General features: G+C 66.2%; 18 protein-coding genes. 11 read left to right on the top strand and 7 right to left on the bottom strand.

The window, feature by feature from the left end; genetic code table 11:
* The first annotated feature begins 18 nt into the window (after window positions 1–18).
* Complete coding sequence (locus tag A5651_RS08390; RefSeq protein ID WP_066978134.1) at window positions 19–567, top strand: LppP/LprE family lipoprotein; 549 nt, start codon at window positions 19–21, stop codon at window positions 565–567.
* 13 nt (window positions 568–580) lie between these two features.
* Here A5651_RS08390 and A5651_RS08385 read toward each other — a convergent pair whose 3' ends face one another.
* Window positions 581–1,183 carry a TetR/AcrR family transcriptional regulator gene (locus A5651_RS08385; protein ID WP_066978131.1) on the bottom strand — a complete coding sequence of 201 codons (603 nt, stop codon included), beginning with the start codon at window positions 1,181–1,183 and terminating at the stop codon, window positions 581–583.
* A gap of 127 nt (window positions 1,184–1,310) precedes the next feature.
* On the opposite strand from A5651_RS08385, the gene A5651_RS08380 reads away from it, so the two are divergent.
* On the top strand, window positions 1,311–2,054 hold the full coding sequence (locus A5651_RS08380) for a maleylpyruvate isomerase family mycothiol-dependent enzyme (protein WP_082943649.1): 744 nt from the start codon (window positions 1,311–1,313) through the stop codon (window positions 2,052–2,054).
* 5 nt (window positions 2,055–2,059) lie between these two features.
* Here the strand turns inward: A5651_RS08380 and A5651_RS08375 are convergent, their stop codons facing one another.
* Window positions 2,060–3,328, bottom strand: coding sequence for a glycosyltransferase 87 family protein (locus A5651_RS08375; protein WP_066978128.1), 1,269 nt, complete (start codon window positions 3,326–3,328; stop codon window positions 2,060–2,062).
* Window positions 3,329–3,443: 115 nt separating this feature from the next.
* Between A5651_RS08375 and A5651_RS08370 the strand changes: the two genes are divergently transcribed.
* Window positions 3,444–6,869: a TM0106 family RecB-like putative nuclease gene (locus A5651_RS08370; RefSeq protein WP_066978125.1), complete on the top strand. Its 3,426-nt coding sequence runs from the start codon at window positions 3,444–3,446 to the stop codon at window positions 6,867–6,869.
* A complete protein-coding gene (locus A5651_RS08365) occupies window positions 6,866–8,224 on the top strand; it encodes an FAD-binding oxidoreductase (RefSeq protein ID WP_066978122.1) in 1,359 nt (452 codons plus the stop codon). Before A5651_RS08370 ends, A5651_RS08365 begins: the two co-directional genes overlap by 4 nt.
* 19 nt (window positions 8,225–8,243) lie before the next feature.
* Here A5651_RS08365 and A5651_RS08360 read toward each other — a convergent pair whose 3' ends face one another.
* Both A5651_RS08360 and A5651_RS08355 read right to left on the bottom strand, forming a co-directional pair.
* Window positions 8,244–9,950, bottom strand: coding sequence for an MFS transporter (locus A5651_RS08360; protein ID WP_066978118.1), 1,707 nt, complete (start codon window positions 9,948–9,950; stop codon window positions 8,244–8,246).
* A gap of 169 nt (window positions 9,951–10,119) precedes the next feature.
* Complete coding sequence (locus A5651_RS08355; protein ID WP_066978114.1) at window positions 10,120–11,373, bottom strand: multidrug effflux MFS transporter; 1,254 nt, start codon at window positions 11,371–11,373, stop codon at window positions 10,120–10,122.
* A 127-nt stretch (window positions 11,374–11,500) separates the two neighbouring features.
* Between A5651_RS08355 and A5651_RS08350 the strand changes: the two genes are divergently transcribed.
* From A5651_RS08350 to A5651_RS08335, 4 genes are all read left to right on the top strand, one after another.
* Window positions 11,501–12,247 (top strand): hypothetical protein, encoded by a 747-nt coding sequence (locus A5651_RS08350; protein ID WP_066978111.1) that lies wholly within the window; start codon window positions 11,501–11,503, stop codon window positions 12,245–12,247.
* A 217-nt stretch (window positions 12,248–12,464) separates the two neighbouring features.
* The gene (locus A5651_RS08345) at window positions 12,465–16,184 is read left to right on the top strand and encodes a multifunctional oxoglutarate decarboxylase/oxoglutarate dehydrogenase thiamine pyrophosphate-binding subunit/dihydrolipoyllysine-residue succinyltransferase subunit (RefSeq protein ID WP_066978192.1); all 3,720 of its coding nucleotides are present in this window, start codon (window positions 12,465–12,467) and stop codon (window positions 16,182–16,184) included.
* 490 nt (window positions 16,185–16,674) lie between these two features.
* Window positions 16,675–17,712 (top strand): GGDEF domain-containing protein, encoded by a 1,038-nt coding sequence (locus A5651_RS08340; protein WP_197496579.1) that lies wholly within the window; start codon window positions 16,675–16,677, stop codon window positions 17,710–17,712.
* Between the two features lie 38 nt (window positions 17,713–17,750).
* The gene (locus tag A5651_RS08335) at window positions 17,751–18,587 is read left to right on the top strand and encodes an SDR family oxidoreductase (protein ID WP_066978105.1); all 837 of its coding nucleotides are present in this window, start codon (window positions 17,751–17,753) and stop codon (window positions 18,585–18,587) included.
* A 4-nt stretch (window positions 18,588–18,591) separates the two neighbouring features.
* Here A5651_RS08335 and A5651_RS08330 read toward each other — a convergent pair whose 3' ends face one another.
* From A5651_RS08330 to A5651_RS08320, 3 genes are all read right to left on the bottom strand, one after another.
* Window positions 18,592–19,437 (bottom strand): hypothetical protein, encoded by an 846-nt coding sequence (locus tag A5651_RS08330; protein WP_066978189.1) that lies wholly within the window; start codon window positions 19,435–19,437, stop codon window positions 18,592–18,594.
* 7 nt (window positions 19,438–19,444) lie between these two features.
* Window positions 19,445–20,614 carry an NADP-dependent malic enzyme gene (locus tag A5651_RS08325; RefSeq protein WP_066978102.1) on the bottom strand — a complete coding sequence of 390 codons (1,170 nt, stop codon included), beginning with the start codon at window positions 20,612–20,614 and terminating at the stop codon, window positions 19,445–19,447.
* A 112-nt stretch (window positions 20,615–20,726) separates the two neighbouring features.
* Window positions 20,727–21,716: a malate dehydrogenase gene (locus A5651_RS08320; protein ID WP_066978099.1), complete on the bottom strand. Its 990-nt coding sequence runs from the start codon at window positions 21,714–21,716 to the stop codon at window positions 20,727–20,729.
* A gap of 76 nt (window positions 21,717–21,792) precedes the next feature.
* On the opposite strand from A5651_RS08320, the gene A5651_RS08315 reads away from it, so the two are divergent.
* The 3 genes from A5651_RS08315 (at window position 21,793) to corA (ending at window position 24,624) form a co-directional block, all read left to right on the top strand.
* Window positions 21,793–22,248: a 2,4'-dihydroxyacetophenone dioxygenase family protein gene (locus A5651_RS08315; RefSeq protein ID WP_066978096.1), complete on the top strand. Its 456-nt coding sequence runs from the start codon at window positions 21,793–21,795 to the stop codon at window positions 22,246–22,248.
* 1 nt (window position 22,249) lies between these two features.
* Window positions 22,250–23,446 (top strand): cytochrome P450, encoded by a 1,197-nt coding sequence (locus A5651_RS08310; protein ID WP_082943647.1) that lies wholly within the window; start codon window positions 22,250–22,252, stop codon window positions 23,444–23,446.
* A 74-nt stretch (window positions 23,447–23,520) separates the two neighbouring features.
* Complete coding sequence (gene corA / locus A5651_RS08305; RefSeq protein ID WP_066978092.1) at window positions 23,521–24,624, top strand: magnesium/cobalt transporter CorA; 1,104 nt, start codon at window positions 23,521–23,523, stop codon at window positions 24,622–24,624.
* Window positions 24,625–24,666 lie beyond the last annotated feature (42 nt).

The following is a 24,666-nucleotide window of genomic DNA, read 5'->3' as shown; positions in this document are numbered from 1 at the left end:
ACGGTACGGTGCGCAATTGTGAAATGGGTCCTCACCGCTGCCGCGGCGGGCGTTGCGTTGTTGTCCGGCTGCGGCTCGGGCGATTCGACGGTTTCCAAGACGCCCGACGCGACGACGACCGCCGCCGCGCCCGCGTCGGCAACGGCCGCGCCTGCGTCCACCGCTGCCCCAGCAGCGCCCGCACCCGATCCGTGCGCGGTCAACCTTGCCGCACCCGAGATCACCAAGGCCGTCGCCGAACTACCGCGCGACCCGCGCAGCGGGCAGGCATGGAGTCCCGAGCCGCTGGCCGGTACCTACAACGAATGCGCGCAGCTGTCGGCGGTCATCATCAAGGCCAACACCAACGCCGAGAATCCCAACACCCGTGCGGTGCTCTTTCACCTCGGCAAATTCATCCCGACCGGGGTGCCCGACACCTACGGGTTCAACAGCATCGCGCCGTCGGAAAGCACCGGTGACACCGTCGCGCTGGTGTACTCGAACGGAACGCCGGGCCTGGACAGCATCGTGAAGTTCCGGTGGAACGGCAACGGCGTCGAGCTGATCGGCAACACGCCGGGCTGACTGCACCGGCCGCTCAGCGGCCAAGTGCACCGATGAGGCGGTCCATGACCGCACCAGCCTCCCTTCGCGCCTTCTTTTGGTCATCGGCCAACGCCACGAAGAGAGTGGCTTCGCGCATCGCGGCCAGAACGGTAAGAGCGGTGGCCTCCACGGGTTGGGGCGGAATGATCTTCTTGTCGATCGCCTCCGCCAGCAGGTCGCGGACCAACCCGGTGTTGTACCGGTTTCCGATCTCGGTCCACCGCGTCCAGCCCAGCACCGCGGGGGCGTCGACCAGCACGATGCGGCGGATCTCGGGCTCGGCGCAAGCATCCAGCCAGTAAGCGGCGCCGAGCCTCATGACCTCGATCGCATCGGTGTGGCCGGATGCGGCGATTGCTTCACTCATGCGGGTAGCCACATCGGCCTCCACCTGCTCGAAGACCGCCGCGAATAGCTCTGTCTTGTCCGCGAAGTGGTGATAGAGCGCGCCGCGGGTCAGCCCGGCTGTGCGCACGATGGCCTCGAGCGACGTGCCGGCGAAACCGTGTTGAGCGAACAACGTCCGGGCTGCGGCGATCAGCGCGTCACGAGTTTCGGCAGAACGCTCGGCCTGGGTGCGACGAACCTCGTCCATCGGGCCTTTCCCTCATACGTGTTGCATGCATCCTCGTACATCCGGCTCGCCGAAACCGCCTTGCCCTACATACATACGATATGTATGTTCATACATGTTGTATGTATCGGCGGAAGGTGATTGCCCTATGAGTTCTGCAATAGAAGCGATCGAAGCGGATCGGAAGGTGCTGTTGGACGTCCTGTCCCGAGTTCCGGACTCGGTCTGGGCCAGCCCGAGCGGGTGCCCGGGCTGGTCGGTGCACGATCTCGTTTCACACATGGGCTGCAGCTTCTGGTTGGCAGTCGACCCGTCGAAGCTGCCCGATCCAAACGGGCTGCCCGCGGAACGGGCAGCAGACCTCTACGTCGAATCGCGTCGGTCGATGACTCCCGAAGAGGTGGTGGCCGACTACGAGTCGGTCAGCACGAGAGGTTTGGAGCTTCTCGCGGCGACAGAGGGCTTGAAGATCGACGTGCCCCTTGGCGACGTCGGGACCTATCCGGCGTCAGTTGTGCCGACCGCATTTGCCTTCGAGACCTACGTGCACCTCCGGTGTGACCTGTTCGCCCCCAACGGACCGCTTGACGGAGAGGCGGAACAAGCTGACGAATTGCGGCTTGGCGCGACGCTCGACTGGATCCAGGCGGCCCTGCCACAGCAGAATGCGAGCCTGATCAACGGGATGAACACCGGCGCCGAGGTGCGACTCACCGGGGTGTGCAACCGCACCCTGCATATCGGCGCCGGCACCGTCGCCGCCCAAATCACCTGCAACGCCGAAGGATTCGTCCGGTGGGTGACCCAACGCAACACGTGGCAAAGCCTCGATGTGCACGCCGAAGGCGATCAACCGACGCTGGAGGTCGTTCAGCGGTTGAGGGTGTTCTGACTCCGCTAGAGCGGGCCGATGCGCGCTGTCGGTCGACTGCCCTCCGCCGTTGCCTTGATGCCGACGGCTGCGGCCGAAGGGCGGTGTCGTGCTCGCCGGCTCAGGTAGACGATGCAGAGGACGATACAAAGCGCGAAGAGGTATGCCGCCGGGAGAAGCTGATTCCAGATCCCCGGGTGGCGCATGGACATCAGGCCCGCTTGTGGGGGCGAGCTTCGCGATGCGATGAACCAGCCCCCGAAGATCGCCGCGAGCGTCCACATGACAAGGGCTGCCGCGCGCGAGCGGTAGACGTACCCGAGAAGCCCAAGGTGGATCAGGAGCGGTGCGAACCACACCCAGTGGTGACTCCAACTGAAGGGGGAAGCGGCGGCTGACGTCATCCCGGCGATGGCGACGCCCAACAGCAACTGACCGCGACGCCATGCCACCGCAGCGATTGCAATGGCGACAGCCGCGAACGCGACGGAGGCCGCTGTCTCCCAGCCCGTCGCCCAATTCAAGCGCGAGAGAAGCCCGGCCAGACTGGTATTCGCCAGCGGGTCACTGGAGATCCGCCGAACATCTCGAAACAGTCCGTGCAGCCAGAACTCGGTCGAATCCGCCGGCAGCAGCACGAACCCAACGGCGATGGTCGAGATGAATGTCAATGCAGCGATGGCTGCCTGGCGACGTCGCCCGGTTGCCACGAGAAAGATGATGAACAGCGCCGGAGTCAGCTTGATGCCGGCGGCGATTCCGATACCGATCCCCGCCCACCTGCGGCACGGTGGCGACAGCACATCCGCAAGGACGATGGCCATGATGAACAAGTTGATCTGGCCCAGCTGCAGCGACAGCCGGACGGGCTCCAGCCAGATGATCGGAGCCGTCAGAAGTGCCGTCAACCCCCACGCACCCGACGCGGTCGTGATGCCCGCAGCACTGACCGCCCGCCGGACGGTGTAGCCCACGCAGCCAACGTTCACCAGAAGACCGAGGGCCAGAATGGCTGCCTGGCTCAGCCCGATCAGCGGCAGAAAGCACAGCGCAGCGAACGGCGTGTAGTCGAACAACATCGTCTGGGAATTTCCGGTCATCCCGACCGAGTACAGATCCTGACCGTCCCAGACTCGCACCGCTCCGAACCGGTAAACCAGCAGGTCGACTTGACTGGCCAAGCTGGGCCAGCACAGATATGCGGCCAGGTAACACCCCAACGCAATCAACAAAACGATCGGTCCCAACACACGGACCGATCGAGAGACTGCGCTGAGGGCGGGATTGTCCTGCACGATAGGGCGACTCCTTCTCCCGTGTCCGGTACCCGTTCCTTGGCTCTGCGATGCGCGAGGATAGCGATCGCCCGCTGACCACATGCTGTCGGCGGGCGGGCCTACAGTTGGGCACGTGTTCGTCGTCGACGATCGAGTGATCTACAGCGCCTCTGATCTCGCAGCCGCGGCCCGCTGCGAGTACGCATTGCTGCGCTCGTTCGACGCGAAACTGGGCCGTGGCGAGGCGATCGCGGTATCCGACGAATTACTCGCCCGCACCACAGAACTCGGCGGCCGGCACGAACAGCGTCACCTCGACGAGCTGCGTGAGCTCTCGCAGGAGAACGTCGCGATCATCGGCCGCCCCGACTACACCATCGCCGGGCTCACCGCCGCTGCTAAGGCGACCATGAAGGCCGTCGAGCGCCGGGCGCCGATCATCTACCAGGCGGCGATGTTCGACGGGCGGTTCGTCGGCTTCGCCGACTTCCTCATCCTCGATGACGGGCCCGACGGCCAGCGCTACCGGCTGCGCGACACGAAGCTCGCACGCTCGGTGAAGGTCGAGGCCCTGCTCCAACTGGCGGCCTACGCCGACACGCTCAACCGGGCCGGGATACCGGTCGCCGACGAGGTGGAGCTGATGCTCGGCGACGGCGCGATGGCGAGCTACCGGGTCGACGAGCTCCTGCCGGTCTACGGTCCGCGCCGCGGCGCGCTGCAGCGCCTGCTCGACGAGCATCTGGCCGGCGGCCGGCCGGTGAGGTGGGAGAACGACAACATCCGGGCCTGCTTCCGCTGCCCCGAGTGCTCCATCCAGGTTCGCGAACACGACGACCTGCTGCTGGTGGCGGGCATGCGGACCAGTCAGCGGGCCCGGCTCATCGATGCCGGCATCACGACGATCACCGATCTCGCCGGCCACGACGGCGCCGTGCCGGAACTGTCGCAGCGCACCGTCGATGCACTGTCAGCACAGGCACGGCTGCAACTGGCGCCCCGGATCGACGGCAAGCCGCCCTACGAGATCGCCGACGCACAGCCGTTGATGGTGCTGCCCGAGCCCGATAAAGGTGATCTGTTCTTCGATTTCGAGGGCGACCCGCTGTGGACGTCCGACGGCCAGGAGTGGGGCCTGGAATATCTCTTCGGCGTGCTCGACACCGCCGATGAGTTCCGGCCGCTGTGGGCTCACGACCGCGCCGAGGAGCGCCGGGCCCTTCAGGACTTCCTCAAGATGGTGCGCGCACGGCGCAAACGCTATCCCAACATGCATATCTATCACTACGCCGCCTACGAGAAGACCGCGCTGTTGCGGCTCGCTGGGCGGTACGGGGTCGGCGAGGACGAAGTCGACGACCTGTTGCGCAACGGCGTCCTGGTCGACCTGTATCCCCTTGTCCGCAAGAGCATCCGGGTCGGCACCGAAAACTACAGCCTGAAGTCGCTCGAGCCGCTCTACATGGGCGGACAGCTGCGCACCGGGGACGTGACCACGGCCACCGACTCCATCACCCAGTACGCGAAGTACTGCGAGCTGCGTGCCGCGGGACGCGACGACGCCGCGGCGGCCGTGCTGAAAGACATCGAGGATTACAACCGCTACGACTGCACATCGACGCGCAAGCTGCGGGACTGGTTGATCTGTCGCGCGATCGACTGCGCGGTGCCGCCGATGGGCGCCCAGCCGGTCACAGTCAAGACCGCCGCGCCAATCACCGACGACGACGACCTGGCGCGCCAACTGGCCAAGTTCGTCGGCGATGACCCCGCCGCGCGGAAGCCGGAACAGACTGCGGTGGCGATGATCTCGGCGGCCCGCGGCTATCACCGCCGCGAGGACAAACCCTACTGGTGGGGCCATTTCGACCGGTTGAACAACCCGATCGACGAATGGGCCGACAACACAGACGTGTTCATCGCCGAGGACGCGGTCGTGGAAACCGATTGGCACACGCCGCCGAAGGCGCGCAAGCCGCAGCGTCGGGTGCGACTCTGCGGCTGCATCGCTTCCGGAGGGCTTGCCAGCTCGATGTACGCCCTGTACGAACCCCCCTCCCCCGCCGGCCTCACCGACGACACCGAGCGCCGGGCGTTCGGGTCGGTCATCGTCGTCGACTGCGACGACCCAGCGGCCCCGACCGAAGTCACCGTCGTCGAACGAGAACCCAAGACAGGTGGCACATTCGACCAGCTGCCCTTCGCGCTGACGCCGGGTCCGCCGATTTCCACGGGGCCGCTGCGCGACTCCATCGAGGCGTTCGCGACAGACATTGCGGCTGGGCTGCCGAATCTGGCCCCGAGCCCCGTCATCGACATCCTGCTGCGCCAGCCGCCGCGAACACGAAGTGGCGCGCCCCTTCCTCGCGGCTCCGTCACCGATGCGATCACCGCGGCGCTGCTTGACCTCGACTCGTCCTACCTGGCGGTACACGGGCCGCCGGGAACCGGCAAGACCTTCACCGCGGCCACGGTCATCGCCCGCCTCGTCAAGGAAAACCACTTGCGCATCGGTGTGGTCGCCCAGTCACATGCCGTCGTCGAGAACCTGTTTCGTGATGTGATCGCCGCCGGGGTCGACGCCTCGCTGGTGGCCAAGAAGAAGCACGGCGGCGAGGCGACCTGGCAGCAGATCGACGAGAAGGAGTATCCGGGCTTCATCGCCGACCATGACGGTTGCGTGATCGGCGGTACCGCATGGGATTTCGCCAACGCAGGCCGGGTGCCCCGCGGCAGCCTGGATTTGCTCGTCATCGAGGAGGCCGGACAGTACAGTCTGGCGAACACCATCGCGGTGGCGTCGGCAGCGAAAAATCTTTTGCTGCTCGGCGATCCGCAGCAGCTGCCACAGGTCAGCCAGGGCATCCATCCCGAGCCGGTCGATACCTCGGCGCTGGGCTGGCTGATCGACGGTAGGCACACGCTGCCCACCGATCTCGGATACTTCCTCGACCGCTCCTACAGGATGCATCCCGACGTGTGCGCCGCGGTGTCGCGGCTGTCGTACGACAATCGGCTGTGCTCGGTCGACGAGGTGGCCGGCGTGCGACGGTTGGATGGGTGCGCCCCTGGCGTGCGGCTGCTGCCCGTCGACCACGACGGGAACGCGACCGACAGCCCCGAAGAAGCCGACGCCATCGTCGCTGAGATCGACCGGCTGATCGGTGCCGAGTGGATCGACGAGCACGGTTCTCGTCGACTGACGCAACGCGACGTGCTGGTCGTCACCCCGTACAACGCGCAGGTTGCGCTGCTACGAGAGCGGCTCGACGCGGCGGGATTGCGCGAGGTGCGAGCGGGAACGGTGGACAAGTTTCAGGGGCAGCAGGCGCCGGTGGTGTTCGTGTCGATGACCGCGTCGTCCATTGACGATGTGCCACGCGGAATTTCGTTCCTGCTCAACCGCAATCGGCTCAACGTCGCGATCAGCCGGGCGAAGTACCTCAGTGCCGTGGTGTGCTCGCCGCTGCTGACCGAATACCTGCCCACGACGCCGGACCGGCTCATCGAGTTGGGTGCGTTTCTATCGCTGACCGCGTGTGGTAGACCCACGGAATGACCGAAACGCTGGCCGAACGGCTCGCCGCCATCGTCGGCGCCGCGCATGTCAGCACCGATCCCGACGTGCTCGAAGGCCGCAGCGTCGACCACACAGGCCGCTACCACGGGCACGCCAGCGTCCTGGTTCGGCCGGGAAACGCCGAGCTGGTCGCCGACGTGCTGCGCGCCTGCCGCGACGCCGGCGTCGCCGTCACTGTTCAGGGTGGACGCACCTCGTTGGTGGCCGGCACCGTCCCTGAGCACGACGACGTGCTGTTGTCCACCGAACGGCTCACCGATATCGGTGAGGTGGATACCACCGAACGACGCATCCGGGTCGGCGCTGGCGCGCCGCTGGCAGCGGTGCAGCGCGCGGCCGCCGAAGCTGGCCTGGTGTTTGGTGTCGACCTCGCCGCGCGCGACTCCGCCACTGTCGGCGGCATGGCGGCGACGAACGCGGGCGGTCTGCGGACCGTGCGCTACGGCAACATGGGCGAGCAGGTGATCGGTTTGGACGTTGTCCTGCCCGACGGATCAATCGTGCAGCGGCACAGCCAAGTTCGACAGGACAACACCGGATACGACATGGCGTCGCTGTTCGTCGGCGCCGAGGGCACCCTCGGCGTCATCACCGGCCTGGAGCTGCGGCTGCATCCCACCCCGACGCACCGGGTCACCGCGGTCTGCGGGTTCCACGACCTCGAGGATCTGGTCGCGGCGGGCCGCGAGTTCCGCGACATGGATCCCATCGCGGCGCTGGAATTGATCGACGCGCGCGCCGGCGCGCTGACCGCCGAGCACCTCGGGGTGGCCGCGCCCGTCGACGGCGCCTGGCACCTGCTCATCGAGCTGGCCGCCGACATCGATCAGACCGAACGGCTGGCCGCGGCGCTGGAACCGCTCTCGACCACCGGCGAGCCCGCGGTCGGGCTTGACGTGAACACCCAGCAGCGGCTCTGGCAGGTGCGTGAATCGCTCGGCGACGTTCTCGGCGTGTACGGCCCGCCGCTGAAATTCGATGTGTCGCTTCCACTCTCGGCGATCCCGGCGTTCGCGCACCGATCCGCAGAGTTGGTTGCCGAGCGCGCCCCCGACGCCATCCCGGTGTTGTTCGGCCACATCGGTGAAGGCAATCTGCACCTCAACCTGGTCCGTTGCCAACTTGACGGGGACGCCGAGGCCGCGCTGTATTCGGCCATGATGACGCTGATCGCCGACAGCGGAGGCAATGTCAGCTCCGAGCACGGCGTCGGCAGCCGCAAGCGCGGCTACGTGTCCATGTCACGGACCGATGCCGATATCGCCGCGATGCGCACCGTCAAGAACGCGTTTGACCCCGAGGGTTATCTCAACCCGGCGGTGCTGTTCGACTAGCAGTGATCGGGCGGCGCGACTAGTCGCCGGGCCGGGAGTGCCGCCCGTGGCGGCCTGGGCTGACGGCATCATCGGCTTGGACACGCGTATGCCGGCTGAGCGGCTGGAACCGCTCCTGAACGTCGGCGTGAAAGCCGTTGTGGGCGAAGCCGATCGGCTGGGTGTTGCCGTCGTCTCGTTCGATGATGAACTCGACGTAGTCGTCGTCGTCCCAACCTTCGTCGTCATCGGAGTATTCGTCATCGGTATCCACGGGCTCGGTTCGAGGAGGGTTGGCGAAACCCAGCAGGAACAGCGATGCCACGACGCCGAACAACGCGACGAATGCCGGCAGCAACAGCGATTGCGACATCGCGGCCGCGAACGGGGCGTGCAAGAACCCGGGCAACTGGGTGACCGAGCCTTCACCGCCGGACCCCTCGGCCGCCATCGGCATCTCGGCGCTGATGCGCGTCGACATGAACGCCGCCATGCTGGCGCTGCCCAGCACCGATCCCACCTGGCGGGTGGCGTTGTACACCCCCGATCCCGCGCCTGCTACATCCGGCGCCAGGTTGCGCGTCGCGGTCGCCGCCAACGGCGACCAGATGAATGCCATGCCGACGCCGGTTAGCGTCAGCGGCAACACGATTCGCCAGATCGGGGTTGCCGGCGTCATCTCCACCGATAGCCACGTCAGCGAGATCGCCAGCATGGCGAAGCCGAACCCGATAATCGGCCGGGGGTGGTACCGGTCGACGAGCCTGCCCACCCACGGCGCCAACAACCCCGTCGCGATGGCCATCGGTGCGGTCAACACCGCCGCCCGCGTTGATGACAGGCCGCCGACTGCCTGCGCATAGAACATCACCGGCAGGAACATGCCGGTGACGACGAAGCCGATGGTCGCGACGCCGAGGGCGCAGAGGCTGAAGTCGCGGTCGCGGAAGATGCCCAGCGGAACCAGCGGCTCGTCGCGGTTGGCCTGCTGCCAGAAGACGAACGCGGCCATGAAACCCCCGCCGCCGGCCAGCATGCCCCACACCCAAGGCGCCCAGTGGTGCGCCTGCCCCTCCTGCAAGGCGAAGACCACCATGAACATGCCGATGCCGGAGAGCACAACGCCGATGATGTCGAAGGCCGGCCGCTCCGTCGGAAGCTCAGGAACCCACATGAGAGCCAGCGCCAGGCCGATGACGCCGATGGGAACGTTCACGAAGAAAATCCACTGCCAGCCCAGCCCGTCGACGAGCACGCCGCCGGCCAGTGGCCCCACCAGGGTGGCAACCCCGGCGGTGGCACCCCACACGCTCATCGCCACCCCGCGTCGCTCGGCGGGGAAGATCCTGGTGATCGTCGACAGGGTCTGCGGCGTGAGCAGCGCCGCTCCGACACCCTGCACTACCCGCGCCGCGATGAGCATGCCGATGGTGCCCGACAGGCCGCACCAGAGCGAGGCGGCGGTGAACACCAGCAGGCCGAACAGGTAGACGTTCTTGGGTCCGTAACGGTCGCCGAGCCGGCCCGCGAGCAGTAGCGGTACCGCGAAGCCGAGCAGGTAGGCGCTGGTGACCCAGATGACGGCGTCATAGCCTGCGTCCAGCTTCTCCATGATCGACGGGTTGGCCACCGACACGATCGTCGCGTCGACCAGGATCATGAAGAAGCCGACCATCATGGCCCACAGCGCGCGCCACGGGTCATCGACGGGCGCAGCTCTGAGCCGTCCCCGCAGCGCCGTGGTCATCTCCCACCTCGTCTTCGCCTGACCCCGATGGTGTCGGCTTCGCCGGGCGCCATTGCCGCAGGAGCGCGCAAGGACCGGTCAGCGGAGGTCGGACGAGTCCGGAAACGGGCTGTGCCGCGCCATCGGGTGATTCGACCCGACGCTACGTTCACAAACCCGTCCGCGACAACTACGCGGGCTCGGAAACCGCCTCGCCGGACACGGACTCGTCGGCGTCGTCGCTGGTCGATACACCGACCGCAATCAGGGCGAGCAGCGCCACCAGCGCGCTGACGGCCATCACCGAGGCCAACGCCAACTCGTCATTGCCGAGCACGCCCACCACCGGCGCCACCGCTGCCCCGAGGCCGAACTGCGCCGCGCCCAGAAGCGCGGCAGCGGTGCCTGCGGCGTCGGGGTGCCGGGACAGCGCGACGGCCGGTGCGTTCGGGATGACAAGGCCCATCGCCGCCAAGATGGCCCACACCGGCACCACGAAGCCGGCCAGGCCGCCGACCTCGGCAACCGACAGGGCGACGAATACGCCCGCCGCGAGCAGCGCGGCGGCCAGCGCCCACAACGTGATCGCCTGTGGGGTGAACCGCTTCAGCAGCACGACATTGAACTGGGTGGCGCCGATCAGCGCCACCGCGCCGGCGCCGAACACCAACGCGAACGCCTGCTGATCGAGGCCGTAACCGCCCTGCAGCACGAACGGCGCCGCCGCGATGTAGGCGAACAGCCCCGACATGCCCAGCGCGGCCACCAGCACGAGGATGACGAACCGCGCGTCGCGCAGCAGTTCGAGATACGTGGCGGCGATGCCGCGTACCCGTAACGGCCTGCGGTGCGACGGCGGCAACGTCTCGGGCAGCGCCAGCGCCGCCACCAGCAGCAGCGCGCCGGCGAGAAGCACCAGCGCGGTGAACACCCAGTGCCAGGAGCCGTGCAGCAACACCGCGGCACCCAATGACGGCGCGACGACCGGCGCGACGCCCAGCACCAGCATGAGCCGGGACAACACCGTCGCGGCGGCGGAGTCGCTGAACAGGTCGCCGACCACGGCGATCGCCACCACCATGCCCGCGGCGGCCCCGACGCCCTGCAGTCCGCGGGCCAGCCCCAACACCGTCACGTTCGGCGCGAGCATGCAGATGACCGAGGCCACCATGTGCACGACGATGCCCGCCATCAGCGGGCGTCTGCGGCCTAGCGAATCGGACAGCGGGCCGACGATCAACTGGCCCAGCGCCAACCCGGCCAGCGTTCCGGTCAGCGTCAGTTGCACGACAGAGGAGGACACCGACAGGTCGTCGGCGATTTTGGGCAGAGCGGGCAGGTACATGTCGATGGTCAGCGGGCCCAGGGCGACCATCACACCCAGCACAATGATCATGCGCCAGCGGCTGGGTGCGTGTGAATTCACAGTGGGCGATGTTGCCATGAGAATGATTAGCACGCTAAATCAATATTTTCTTCCCTGGTGGTGCCGGGCACTCGAGACCTCGGTCGTTCGTTGAACACCCGTTAGCCTGAAAGCAACGGTTACCCGTCCATCGCAGGAGGCCGCATTGAGCGCTCGGTCCAAGGCCAGCCAGCTGCCGGCTACCAAGAAATCCGACGACCATCCTGGCGCGGCTGCGCGCGCGCTCTCGGAGATCATCGAGCGCGGCGCCCGCGCGCAGGGCCCCGCCGTGCGGGCCTACGTGAATCGGCTGCGGGAAGACAGCCCGGACGCGACGCCCGCCGAGATCGTCACCAAGCTGGAGAAGCGATACATGGCAGCGGTGATGGCCAGCGGCGCGGCCGTCGGCTCCGCGGCGGCCATCCCGGGGATCGGCACGTTGGCGGCGCTGTCGGCGGTGGCCGGCGAGACCGTGGTGTTCTTGGAGGCGACGGCGGTGTTCGTGCTCGCCGTGGCCGAGGTGCACGGCATCCCCGCCGAGCACCGCGAGCGCAGGCGGGCCCTGGTGCTGGCCGTGCTAGTGGGCGAGGACAGCAGGCACGCGGTCGCCGAGCTGCTCGGCCCCGGTCGGACCCGGGGGGCGTGGCTCAGTGACGGCGCGGCAACCTTGCCGCTACCCGCGGTGTCGCAACTGAATTCGAGGTTGCTGCGCTACTTCGTCAAGCGATACGCGCTCAAGCGAGGCGCGATCGCCTTCGGCAAGCTGCTGCCGGTCGGCATCGGCGCCGTCGTCGGCGGGGTCGGCAATCGACTGATGGGCAAGCGCATCATCTCCAACGCGCGCATGGCCTTCGGCTCTCCGCCGCCGCGCTGGCCGTCGAAGCTGCATGTGTTGCCCTCCCCGCAGGGCTGACATCGCCGGTGGGCGATTGAGGCTCTTGTGACTCTGCGCATGCGCAGAAGCGCTAGCCTTTAGGCGGCGTTGATGCGGGGTAACCGCAGGCTGGATGGAACCACAGACGGGCAGGCGTCGGTTGGGACACTTGCCGAAAAAGAAGGAATCGAGGCGAGTAGCTGCCGTGAGCAGTTCAACTTCACCATTCGGACAGAACGAGTGGTTGGTCGAGGAGATGTACCGCAAATTCCGCGAAGATCCCTCCTCGGTCGATCCCAGTTGGCATGAGTTCCTCGTCGACTACTCGCCCGAATCGAACACCGAGACCGCCATGGACGTCGCCGACGGGAAGCCGTCAGTGTCGGCGCCGCTGACCCCGCGCGAGCCCGGCCCCGCGCCTGCGCCGAATACCGGACACGGCAACGGCGCCGCGCCCAGCAAGCCGGCGCCTGCGCAGCCGTCGCTCGTCAAGAAGCAATCCGCCCCACCGAAGCGCAAAGCCGAGCCCGCCAAGAGCGAGCCCGCCAAACCGAAGGCGGCCGAGGCGAAGTCGGCGGAGCCTACCGACGAAGCGCAGGTGTTGCGGGGCGCGGCCGCTGCGGTCGTGAAGAACATGTCGGCGTCGCTGGACGTGCCGACCGCGACCAGCGTGCGCGCCATCCCGGCCAAGCTGATGATCGACAACCGCATCGTCATCAACAACCACCTGAAACGCACCCGCGGCGGCAAGATCTCGTTCACCCACCTGATCGGCTACGCCCTGGTGCAGGCGGTCAAGAAGTTCCCGAACATGAACCGCCACTTCGCTGAGGTGGACGGCAAGCCAAACGCGATCACGCCCGCGCACACCAACCTCGGGCTCGCCATCGACCTGCAGGGCAAGGACGGCAACCGGCAGCTGGTCGTCGCTGCGATCAAGGGCGCCGAGACCATGCGCTTCGGCCAGTTCATCGCCGCCTACGAGGACATCGTGCGACGCGCCCGCGACGGCAAGCTGACCGCCGAGGACTTCTCCGGTGTGACGATCTCGTTGACGAACCCCGGCACCATCGGAACGGTGCACTCGGTGCCGCGGCTGATGCGCGGCCAGGGCGCGATCATCGGCGTCGGCGCGATGGAGTACCCCGCCGAGTTCCAGGGCGCCAGCGAGGAACGCATCGCCGAACTCGGTATCGGCAAGCTCATCACGCTGACGTCCACCTACGATCACCGCATCATCCAGGGTGCGGAGTCGGGCGACTTCCTGCGCACCGTGCACGAGCTGCTGCTGTCCGACGATTTCTTCGACGAGATCTTTCACGAACTGGGCATCCCGTACGAGCCGGTGCGGTGGCGCACCGACAATCCCGACTCGATCGAGGACAAGAACGCCCGCGTCATCGAGTTGATCGCGGCCTACCGCAACCGCGGACATCTGATGGCCGACATCGACCCACTTCGGTTGGACAAGAGCCGATTCCGCAACCATCCCGATCTCGACGTCACCACGCACGGGTTGACCCTGTGGGACCTCGACCGGGTGTTCAAGGTCAACGGCTTCGCCGGTGCCGAACGCAAGAAGCTGCGCGACGTGCTCGGGTTGCTGCGCGACTCGTACTGCCGCCACGTCGGTGTCGAGTACACCCACATCCTCGAGCCCGAGCAACAGAAGTGGCTCGAGGAGCGCGTCGAGGTCAAGCACGAGAAGCCGACCGTCGCGCAGCAGAAGTACATTTTGAGCAAGCTGAACGCCGCCGAAGCGTTCGAGACGTTCCTGCAGACGAAATACGTTGGGCAGAAGCGATTTTCGCTGGAGGGCGCCGAAACCGTCATTCCGATGATGGACGCCGTCATCGACCAGGCCGCCGAGCATAGCCTGGACGAGGTTGTCATTGGCATGCCGCACCGCGGCAGGCTCAACGTGCTGGCCAATATTGTCGGCAAGCCGTACAGCCAGATCTTCTCGGAGTTCGAGGGCAACCTGAACCCGTCGCAGGCGCACGGCTCCGGTGACGTGAAATATCACCTGGGCGCCAACGGCACCTACATACAGATGTTCGGCGACAACGACATTGCGGTATCGCTGGTGGCCAACCCGTCGCACCTCGAGGCGGTGGACCCGGTGCTGGAAGGCATCGTGCGGGCCAAGCAGGACCTGTTGGACATCGGCAAGGGAGTCGACGGTTCCGAAGATTTTTCCGTGGTTCCGCTGATGTTGCACGGCGACGCGGCGTTCGCCGGTCAGGGTGTGGTGGCCGAGACACTGAACCTCGCGCTGCTTCGCGGGTACCGCACCGGCGGCACGATCCACATCATCGTGAACAACCAGATCGGTTTCACCACTTCGCCTTCCGATGCAAAGTCGTCGGAGTACTGCACCGACGTCGCGAAAATGATCGGCGCGCCGATCTTCCACGTCAACGGCGACGACCCCGAGGCCGCGGTGTGGGTGGCGCGGCTGGCGATGGACTTCCGGCAGAAGTTCAAGAAGGACGTCGTCATCGACATGCTGTGCTACCGCCGCCGCGGGCACAACGAGGGCGACGACCCGTCGATGACGCAGCCGTCGATGTATGACGCCATCGACACCAAGCGCGGTGTGCGCAAGACCTACACCGAAGCGTTGATCGGCCGCGGCGATATCTCGATGAAAGAGGCCGAAGACGCCCTGCGCGACTACCAGGGCCAGCTGGAACAGGTCTTCAACGAGGTCCGCGAGCTCGAGAAACACGCGATCGAGCCCAGCGCGTCAGTGGAAAGCGACCAGATGGTGCCCGCCGGCATGGACACTGCCGTCGATAAGTCGCTGCTGGCGCGCATCGGTGACGCGCATCTGGATCTGCCCGAAGGCTTCACCGTGCACTCGCGCGTCAAGCCGGTGCTGGAGAAGCGCCGAGAAATGGCCTACGAGGGCAAGGTCGACTGGGCTTTCGCCGAGCTGCTGGCGCTCGGCTCGTTGATCGCCGAGGGCAAGCTGATCCGGCTGTCGGGTCAGGACACCAGGCGTGGAACGTTCACCCAGCGACACTCGGTGATCATCGACCGCAAGACCGGCGCCGAGTTCACCCCGCTGCAACTGCTGGCCACCAACTCCGACGGTGAACCGACCGGCGGCAGGCTGATGGTGTACGACTCCGCGCTGTCCGAATACGCCGCCGTCGGTTTCGAATACGGTTACTCGGTCGGCAACCAGGACGCAGTTGTGTTGTGGGAGGCGCAATTCGGCGACTTCGTCAACGGAGCGCAGTCGATCATCGACGAGTTCATCAGCTCCGGTGAGGCCAAATGGGGTCAGCTGTCCGACGTCGTGCTGCTGCTACCGCACGGCCACGAGGGTCAGGGCCCCGACCACACCTCTGGGCGCATCGAACGGTTCCTGCTGTTGTGGGCCGAGGGTTCGATGACGATCGCGATGCCGTCGACGCCGGCGAACTACTTCCATCTGCTGAGGCGGCATGCGCTCGACGGGATCCACCGCCCGTTGATCGTGTTCACGCCGAAGTCGATGCTGCGAAACAAGGCCGCGGTCAGCGACATTCGTGACTTCACCGAGCAGAAGTTCCGTTCGGTCCTCGAAGAGCCGACCTATACCGACGGTGACGGCGACCGTGACAAGGTGAAACGGGTGCTGATGACCAGCGGCAAGCTCTACTACGAGTTGGTGGCGCGCAAGAACAAGGACAAGCGCGACGATGTGGCGATCGTGCGGATCGAGCAGCTCGCGCCGCTGCCGAAACGGCGGCTGAACGAGACGCTGGACCGCTACCCGAACGTCGAGCAGTACATCTGGGCGCAGGAGGAGCCGGCCAACCAGGGGGCATGGCCGACGTTCGGCCTGACGCTGCCCGAGCTGCTGCCCGAGAAGTTGACGGGCCTCAAGCGGATATCGCGGCGCGCGATGTCGGCGCCGTCGTCGGGGTCGTCGAAGGTGCACGCGGTGGAGCAGCAGGAAATCATCGACGAGGCGTTCTCCTGAGCGAAGCGACTCCACTGAAGTAGTCAAATACTCACCGCCGGGCCCGGACAGCGCGCGTAACACCACCGACGATTCACGGGAGCGAACGTTCTGTTCAGCGCTTCCAGACAATCCGTTTGCCGCACTTGCGTCACGCGACGCAATATTCGCCTCCAGCAAACCTTTCGTAGACCCTGTCTAGAAGACAGCGCGTAAGCTGCGACACCGCGCAACCCACGAGCTAGATATCTAGTGAGGCGCCGAAGGAGTCAACAGTGCGCGGGAAGGCCAAGTAAGAAGCGGCACGCCGGTACCAGAAATTGGTGTCTTGCAGCAAATCCAACCCCTTGTAATGTAGAAGGCGCACGAATTCGCTTAGCTGCTCACGCGAAGTCGGAGGGCCCTTGGCTTCATGTCACGAATAGCCATGTGGTGGGCCCAGCCTGATCAGTTCGAATGGGTAACGAAGTTCCTCCGTAATCGCGGAATGATTCGTTCGGCTCAGATTGTCATGGCTATCGTCGCGGCCTCTTCGGGGCTGGCGCCTTTCGCGTTATTTGTCCAGCTGCGCGGTACCACCACCGCCACGATTCTGATCGGCTCGGCAGGCGCCGCATTCTGCGCGGGGATGACGGTGTTCTGGCTGACCCGTTGGCCGACCCGGCGGCAATCGGAAGTCTTCGTCTGCGTCGGGACGCTGTCCATCGCAGCATGGAGCCTGGCGCAGCCGGCCACCTCGACGGCTGCGTTGGGCTGTGCCGCCACGGCCGTCACGGGTGGGTACATGGCGTTCTTCCACACCAACAAACTCGTTCTATTCAATTTCGTCATCGGCATAGCGGCCGGGCTGATTTCGGCCATCCGATTGGCCGGTCAGACGAACTTCGCTACCGCCGCATCAGCCTTCTGGATCATCTGGCTGCTCAACGTCGTGGTGCCGCTGGCAATCCGCGGGACCACACGGGCCATGGGGCAGTATGCGACACATTCCGACCAAGACCCGCTCACCGGACTGCTCAACCGACGCGGATTCAGCGACGCCGTCCACGGCGCCCTGGTCAGCGCTCGTCCGGAGGACACCCATCTGGCGGTACTCATGCTCGACCTCGATGACTTCAAACGAATCAACGACAGCCATGGGCACCAGGCAGGCGATCGTGCTCTGCTGGCCGTGGCGGAGCTGCTCCGATGCCACGTTCCGACGCGGGCGGCGATATGTCGCGCCGGCGGCGAGGAGTTCCTCATCGCGCTGACCGTTCCGCCGTCGGGCGCCCACTCGCTCGCCGTGCGACTGTGCACGGCAGTCGCCGCGCTACCCCACGCCGTCACGGCAAGCATCGGCCACACGAGTGCCGCGGTGAAACAGATCGTCGGCGCGCACGCAACGACCTCCGTCGACGAGCTCATCAGATCGGCAGACACCGCGATGTACGCGGCCAAGGCCAGCGGAGGCAATCAAGCGCGCTCAGCTGCGAACCCAATCACCGAAAGTAACCGCCTCGGGCCCTCGGAGCCTCCCGCCGTAACCAGGACCGCGGGTAACGGCTAACCTCGTCGGAGTCCGACCACATCCTTGGGGGTGCGTGCATGAAAGGCTTCGACGGGAAAGTCGCCGTCATCACCGGCGCCGGCTCCGGCATTGGGCAGGCGCTGGCCATCGAGCTCGGCCGCTGCGGAGCCAAGCTGGCGATCAGCGACGTCAACAGCGAGGGCCTCGCCGCGACCGAGGAGCGGCTCAAGGCCATCGGCGCACCCGTGAAGGCCGACCGGCTCGACGTCACCGAGCGCGAGGCGTTCGAGCTGTACGCCGACGCCGTCAAGGAGCACTACGGCACCGTCAACCAGATCTACAACAACGCCGGCATCACGTTCATGGGCAGCATCGAAGCCAGCCAGTTCAAGGACATCGAGCGGGTGATGGACGTCGACTACTGGGGTGTGGTCAACGGCACCAAAATCTTTCTGCCCCATCTGATCGCCTCCGGCGATGGACATGTCGTCAACATCTCCAGCATCTTCGGGCTCCTCGCAGTGCCGGGGCAGGGCGGGTACAACGCGGCCAAGTTCGCCGTGCGCGGCTTCACCGAGGCATTGCGCCAGGAGATGATCATCGCCGGCCACCCGGTGAAGGTGACGTGCGTCCACCCTGGCGGCATCAAGACCGCGATCGCCCGCAACTCGGCCGCAGCGGAAGGGGTGGACCAGGAAGCGCTCGCCAAGTACTTCGACAAGCGCCTGGCCAGTACGTCACCGCAGAGGGCCGCGCGGGTCATTCTGGACGGCGTACGCAAGAACAGGGCACGGGTGCTCGTCGGCAACGACGCAAAGACCCTCGAACTGTTCGCGCGCATCGCCGGCCCCCGCTATCAGCGCGTGGTCGCCGCCGTAATGTCGCACCAGGGGCCGACGCGCACGCTGGCGTGACCGGCTATCGGCTGGTGGCGCCCAGCGGGTGTTCGGCCAGGTAGCCATCGGCGACGAGGGCGGGGTCGGCGCCGGCGGCCACCTGGCGACGCAGCTGCACCAGGCCAGCCGTGTCCAGCACCCCGGCCACCTCGTTGAGCGCGAGGACCTGCATCTCGGTCAGCTCGTTGCGGCGGTACAGCGGGACAACGTTCTCCGCGCGGATGAGCGCGGTGCGGTCCCCGAGCACCACCGCATCGGCCGGGATATCCGGATCAGCGGTCGATGTCCACGCAGCATTCAGCTGCCTAACGCGCAGTGACTCGAAAAGCTTTGCCGCTGATGGGTATTCGCGCACCGCTGGGGCGCACGTGCCAACCGTCTTCGGGTACGGCGCACCCACGGCAGCGCCGATGTCGAGCTTGTCGCAACGGCGCACCGCCGCCGTCACCTCCCGTGATCGCCAGTCTTTGGCGGTGGCCTCGCTCACCGCCAGGGCCGGCTTGTCCTCGGCGGCTTCTGCGTAGTCCCCGGCCGCCACGCCCTCCGGCAGCGCCGAGACCAACTCGCGGTAGACCTGTGCTGCCGATCGCGCCGTCGCGCCGGGCGCAAACGTCTCGAGCAGACGACCGGTGAATCCGGGCACCACCGTGATGTCTGCTGTGTCGAGTCCTTTCAGCGGATCCGACACCACCGCCACGTGGGCCGGGGTGCCGTAGATCCGCAGCGCCGCCGCATACAGGTTCGCCACCAGCGTCGAGACGACGTCGTCACGCGCCCCGACGGCGATCGACGGGCGCCCGGCCTGGGCGCCGCAGCCGGCGACGACCAGCGCCGTCAGCAGCGCTGCGACGAGCCGACGGGCCGCCATCGAGAAGTCAGTCCTCCGCTGCCGCCGCGACGGCCTGCGCCACCGCGGGCCCGACACGCGGGTCCAAGGGGCTGGGGACTATGTGATCGGCGGCAAGGTCGTCACCGACGACGCTGAAGATGGCCTCGGCCGCAGCGACTTTCATGCGCTCGGTGATCCTGCGGGCTCCGGCGTCCAGCGCGCCGCGGAACACGCCGGGGAACGCCAGCACGTTGTTGATCTGGTTCGGGAAGTCGCTGCGTCCGGTTGCGACGATGGCGGCGTGGCGGGCAGCGATGTCCGGATGCACCTCGGGGTCGGGGTTACTCAGCGCGAACACGATGCCGTCGGGCGCCATCGTCGCGATGAGCTCCTCGGGGACGACGCCGCCCGAAAGCCCGAGGAAGACGTCGGCGCCCTTGAGCGCCTCGATCATTCCGCCAGACACACCGTCTGGGTTGGTGCGTCGCGCTAGATCGAGCTTCACCGGGGTGAGGCCGTCGCGGTTGGGGTGCAGAATGCCGCGGGAGTCGAGCACCGTCATGTCCGAAACGCCAGCGGCGAGAAGGATATTCGCGCATGCCATGCCCGCGGCGCCCACACCGGAGACCACCACGCGCAGCGAGGAGATGTCGCGGTCGAGCACTCTGGTGGCGCCCATCATCGCCGCAAGCACGACGATCGCGGTGCCGTGCTGGTCGTCGTGCATCACCGGGCAGTCCAGCGCCTCGATCAGCCGGCGCTCGATGTCGAAGCACCGCGGCGCCGAGATGTCCTCGAGGTTGACGGCACCGAACGTCGGCCGCAACCGCACCAGGGTCTCGACGATCTCGTCTGGGTCCTTGGTGTCGAGCACGATCGGAATCGCGTCCAGGTCGCCGTAGGCCTTGAACAGTCCGCACTTGCCTTCCATCACCGGCAGCGACGCCGCGGGTCCGATGTCGCCGAGGCCGAGCACGGCACTGCCGTCGCTGACGACCGCTACCAGTCGGCTGGCCCACGTGTAGCGGGCGGCCAGTGTGTGGTCTGCGGCGATGGCGCGGCTGACCTGAGCCACACCCGGGGTGTAGGCGATCGACAGGGCCCGCTGGGTATCCAGCGGAGCCTTCAGTTCGACGGAGAGCTTGCCGGCTACGTGAGCATCGAAAATCTCTTCGTCGGTGACCACGACCTGCGGACTTTCTAGCGGCTCAGACACGGCCCTCAGGGTAGCGACGAACTGGTAGGTAACCTAATCGTCCCCCCAAGCGTCGATTGTGAATTCCACGACGGTTCATGCGGATTTTCGTCGTCAGATTCACAGACGGCGGCTAGATCAGGCCGAGGTCCGTCACGGCCTTGCGCTCGTCGACCAGTTCCGCGGTGGTCTTGTCGATGCGGCTCCGGGAGAAGTCGTCGATCTCCAGCCCGCCCACGATGCTCCAATTGCCATCCTTGGTCGTCACCGGGAACGAGGAGATGATGCCCTCCGGCACGCCGTAGCTGCCGTCGGAGATCACGGCCATCGATACCCAGTCGCCCTCGGGGCTGCCGAGCAGCCAGTCGCGGGCGGCGTCGGTGGTCGCCGATGCCGCCGACGCGGCTGACGAGGCGCCGCGGGCGTCGATGATCGCCGCGCCGCGCTTGGCGACAGTCGGGATGAAGTCGTTCTCGATCCAGTCCTGGTCGTTGACGACCTCCGCGGCGTTGCGTCCGCCGACCTCGGCGTGGAACAAATCGGGGTACTGCGTGGCCGAGTGGTTGCCCCAGATCGTCATCTTCTTGATGTCGGTGACCTTGGCGCCGGTCTTGCGGGCCAGCTGGCTGATCGCCCGGTTGTGGTCCAGGCGGGTCAGCGCCGAGAACCGCTCCTTGGGGATGTCGGGCGCGTTGCTCATCGCGATGAGCGCGTTGGTGTTGGCCGGGTTACCAGTCACGCCGATGCGGATGTCGTCGGCGGCCACCTCGTTGAGGGCCTTGCCCTGTGCGGTGAAGATCGCGCCGTTGGCCTCCAGCAGATCGCTGCGCTCCATACCCGGGCCGCGGGGCCGCGCACCGACGAGCAGCGCGAGGTTCGCGCCGTCGAAGACCTTGTTGGCATCCGCGCCGATCTCCACGCCGGACAGCAGCGGGAACGCGCAGTCGTCGAGCTCCATCACGACACCCTCTAGCGCTTTGAGAGCCGGCTCGATCTCGAGCAGGCGCAGCTCGATCGGACGGTCCGGCCCCAGCAACGAGCCGCTCGCCAGGCGGAACAGCAGGCTGTAGCCGATCTGGCCGGCGGCACCGGTGACCGCCACCTTTAGTGGAGAAGTGCTCACGTCGAAGGCTCCTTGGGAAGACAATGGTCCGCGACGAAACTAGCGCACCCACATCATCCGACGAGAGGCGGCCGACATGCTGACAGTCGACATGCCCAAGGCAGTCCACATCGGCGCCGAGGAACTCCCGTTCGTCGACATCGGCGACGGCTCGAAGCTCAAGGTGATTCAGGTCAAGGAGGCCGAAGGCCTCTGGATCGTGGAGAACATCTTCCAGGCCAGTTACGAAGTGCAACGCCACAAGCACACCGGACCGGTATACGCCTACACCACCTCAGGGGCCTGGAAATATAAGGAGTACGACTACGTCAACCGCGCAGGGTCGTTCCTCTATGAGCCCGCGGGATCGGTGCACACGTTGCAGGTGCTCGAGGACGACACCCACGTCTGGTTCCAGATGTATGGGGCCAACCTGAACCTCGACGCGGAGGGCAACGTCGAAAGCGTCGTCGACGGGGCCCTCACCCTGGCGGCTTACCGCATGCTGTGTGAGGCCGAGGGTCTCCCGCGGCCGAGCGTGCTGGTGGGTTGAGGTGTCCAGCGCAGCGGTGGTCGACCTCGCGAGCGCCCGCGCGTTCGCAGACGGGCCGCCCCACGAGGCGTTAGCGGTCTTGCGACGGACCGATCCCGTGCACTGGCAGCCGATGGACGGACAGCCCGGCTTCTGGGCGGTCTTGCGGCACGCCGACGTCTGCTACGTGGCGCGCCACACCGACATCTTCTCGGCGAGCGAAGGCGGCGTCGTCGTCGAGAACCTCTCCCCCGAGAACCTGGCGATGATGCGCAACATGCTTTTGGCGATGGATCCGCCGGTGCACACGACACACCGCACTCCACTTTCGCTTCATTTCCGGGCCCGGGTCATCAACACGATCGAGGGTCGGGTGCGCGAGATCTGCCGAACGATCATGGCCGAAGCGAGAGAGCGTGGGGAAGTCGACTTCGTTCACGAGGTGGCCTCACCGCTGCCGACGCGGGTGATCGGCGAGTTGTTCGGGCTGCCGCAACAGGATTGGGCTCACCTTCACGAGCTCGCCGAACGCAACACATCCAGCCAGGACCCCGACATCGCCGACGCTCAAGCGGCCACAATGGAGATGGCTCTATACGCGATCGAACTGGCGGCGAACCGGCGCAGCGGTCCGCACACCGACGATCTGACGAGCGCGATACTCGACGCCGACTTCGGCGGCCAGCCCATGAGTGACATCGACTTCGGCAGCTTCTTCGTGCAACTCGTCACGGCGGGCAATGACACCACCAAAGGAATGCTCGGCTGCGGCTTGCTCACCCTGATGCGCCATCCCGATCAGCTGGCAGAACTCCGCGCCGACCGCTCGCTGATCCCCGGCGCCGTCGAGGAGATCATCCGATACGACAATCCGTTGCACTACTTCCGGCGCACAGCACTCGTCGACGTCGAACTCTCGGGTGCACGCATTGCCGCCGGCGACAAGGTGGCGATGTACTACACGTCCGCTAACCGGGATGAAGAGGTGTTCACCGAGCCGCAGCGATTCGACATCCATCGCCACCCCAACCCGCACCTGTCCTTCGGTATCGGCAGTCACTTCTGTCTCGGCGTCCACCTGGCTCGACTGGAAGGCAGGGTGTTCTTCGAAGAATTGCTCGACGCGTTCGGCACATTCGAGCTGACCGGCGATCCAGTGCGCATCCAAAGCAATCTGAACAACACGCTCAAGCAACTGCCGGTGCGGCTCGCGGCCTGACCCGCAGTCCGCTTCCGCGTTGACCGCGTAGCATTGGCCGCCGCAGGTGTCTCGGCGTGGCAGGAGGTGTTCCTATGCCGTCGTTCCGTGGCGCACTACCTCCCGCCCTTCGACCGGTGCGGACCAAACACTCCCATCCCGATCCCAAGTCGATTCACGTTCCCGTCGCGCGGGCCATGGTCGATTGCGGTGTCTACGCCGACGGAAAGCGGCTGCCGGGCAAATACACCCACGCCGCTGCGCTGAAGAAGGTGCACGAGCTGGAAGCCGCCGGCAACGACGCCTTCGTGTGGATCGGCCTGCACGAGCCCGACGAACACCAGATGCAGGCCGTCGCCGATGTGTTCGGCCTGCACGAACTGGCCGTCGAGGACGCCGTGCATGCCCATCAGCGACCGAAGCTAGAGCGCTACGACAAGACGCTGTTTCTGGTCCTCAAGACGGTCAACTACGTGGAACACGAGTCGGTGGCGCTGGCCCGCGAGATCGTCGAGACCGGCGAGATCATGATTTTCGTCGGCGCCGACTTCGTGGTCACCGTCCGCCATGGCGAGCACAGCGGGCTGGCGGAGGTGCGCAAGCGGCTTGACGCCTCACCCGCCACGCTCAAGCTCGGCCCCTATGCGGTGATGCACGCCATCGCCGACCACGTCGTCGACGGCTACCTCGACGTCACCGATCTGATCGAGACCGACATCGACGCGATGGAAGAGGACGTCTTCTCGCCGTTGACCCAGACCAACATCGAATGCATCTACCTGCTCAAGCGGGAAGTCGTGGAATTGCGCAGGGCGGTCGCGCCGCTGACGCTGGGCCTGCAACGGATCGGCACCGATCACAATGACCTGATCTCGGTCGAGGTGCGGCGCTACATGCGCGACGTGCTCGACCACAACATTCAGGCGTCCGACCGGATCACCAGCTACGACGACATGCTCAGCTCGCTGGTGCAGGCCGCGCTCGGAAAGGTCGCGATGCAGCAGAACGTCGACATGCGCAAGATCTCGGCGTGGGTGGCGATCGCCGCCGTGCCCACCGCGATCGCCGGTATCTACGGCATGAATTTCGAGCACATGCCGGAGCTGACGTGGACGTGGGGTTACCCCGCCGTGCTGACGCTGATGGCCTGCGTCTGCCTGCTGCTGCATCGCACGTTCCGGCGGAACAACTGGCTCTAGCTCCGCGAAACGATATTCCAGCACGTCGCTACTCGCACTTTG

Source organism: Mycobacterium sp. 1274761.0, from assembly GCF_001668615.1.
In the GTDB taxonomy this organism is placed as follows: domain Bacteria; phylum Actinomycetota; class Actinomycetes; order Mycobacteriales; family Mycobacteriaceae; genus Mycobacterium.
Note: the sequence above shows the minus strand (reverse complement) of the source record. Positions and strands in the feature narration are given on the sequence as shown.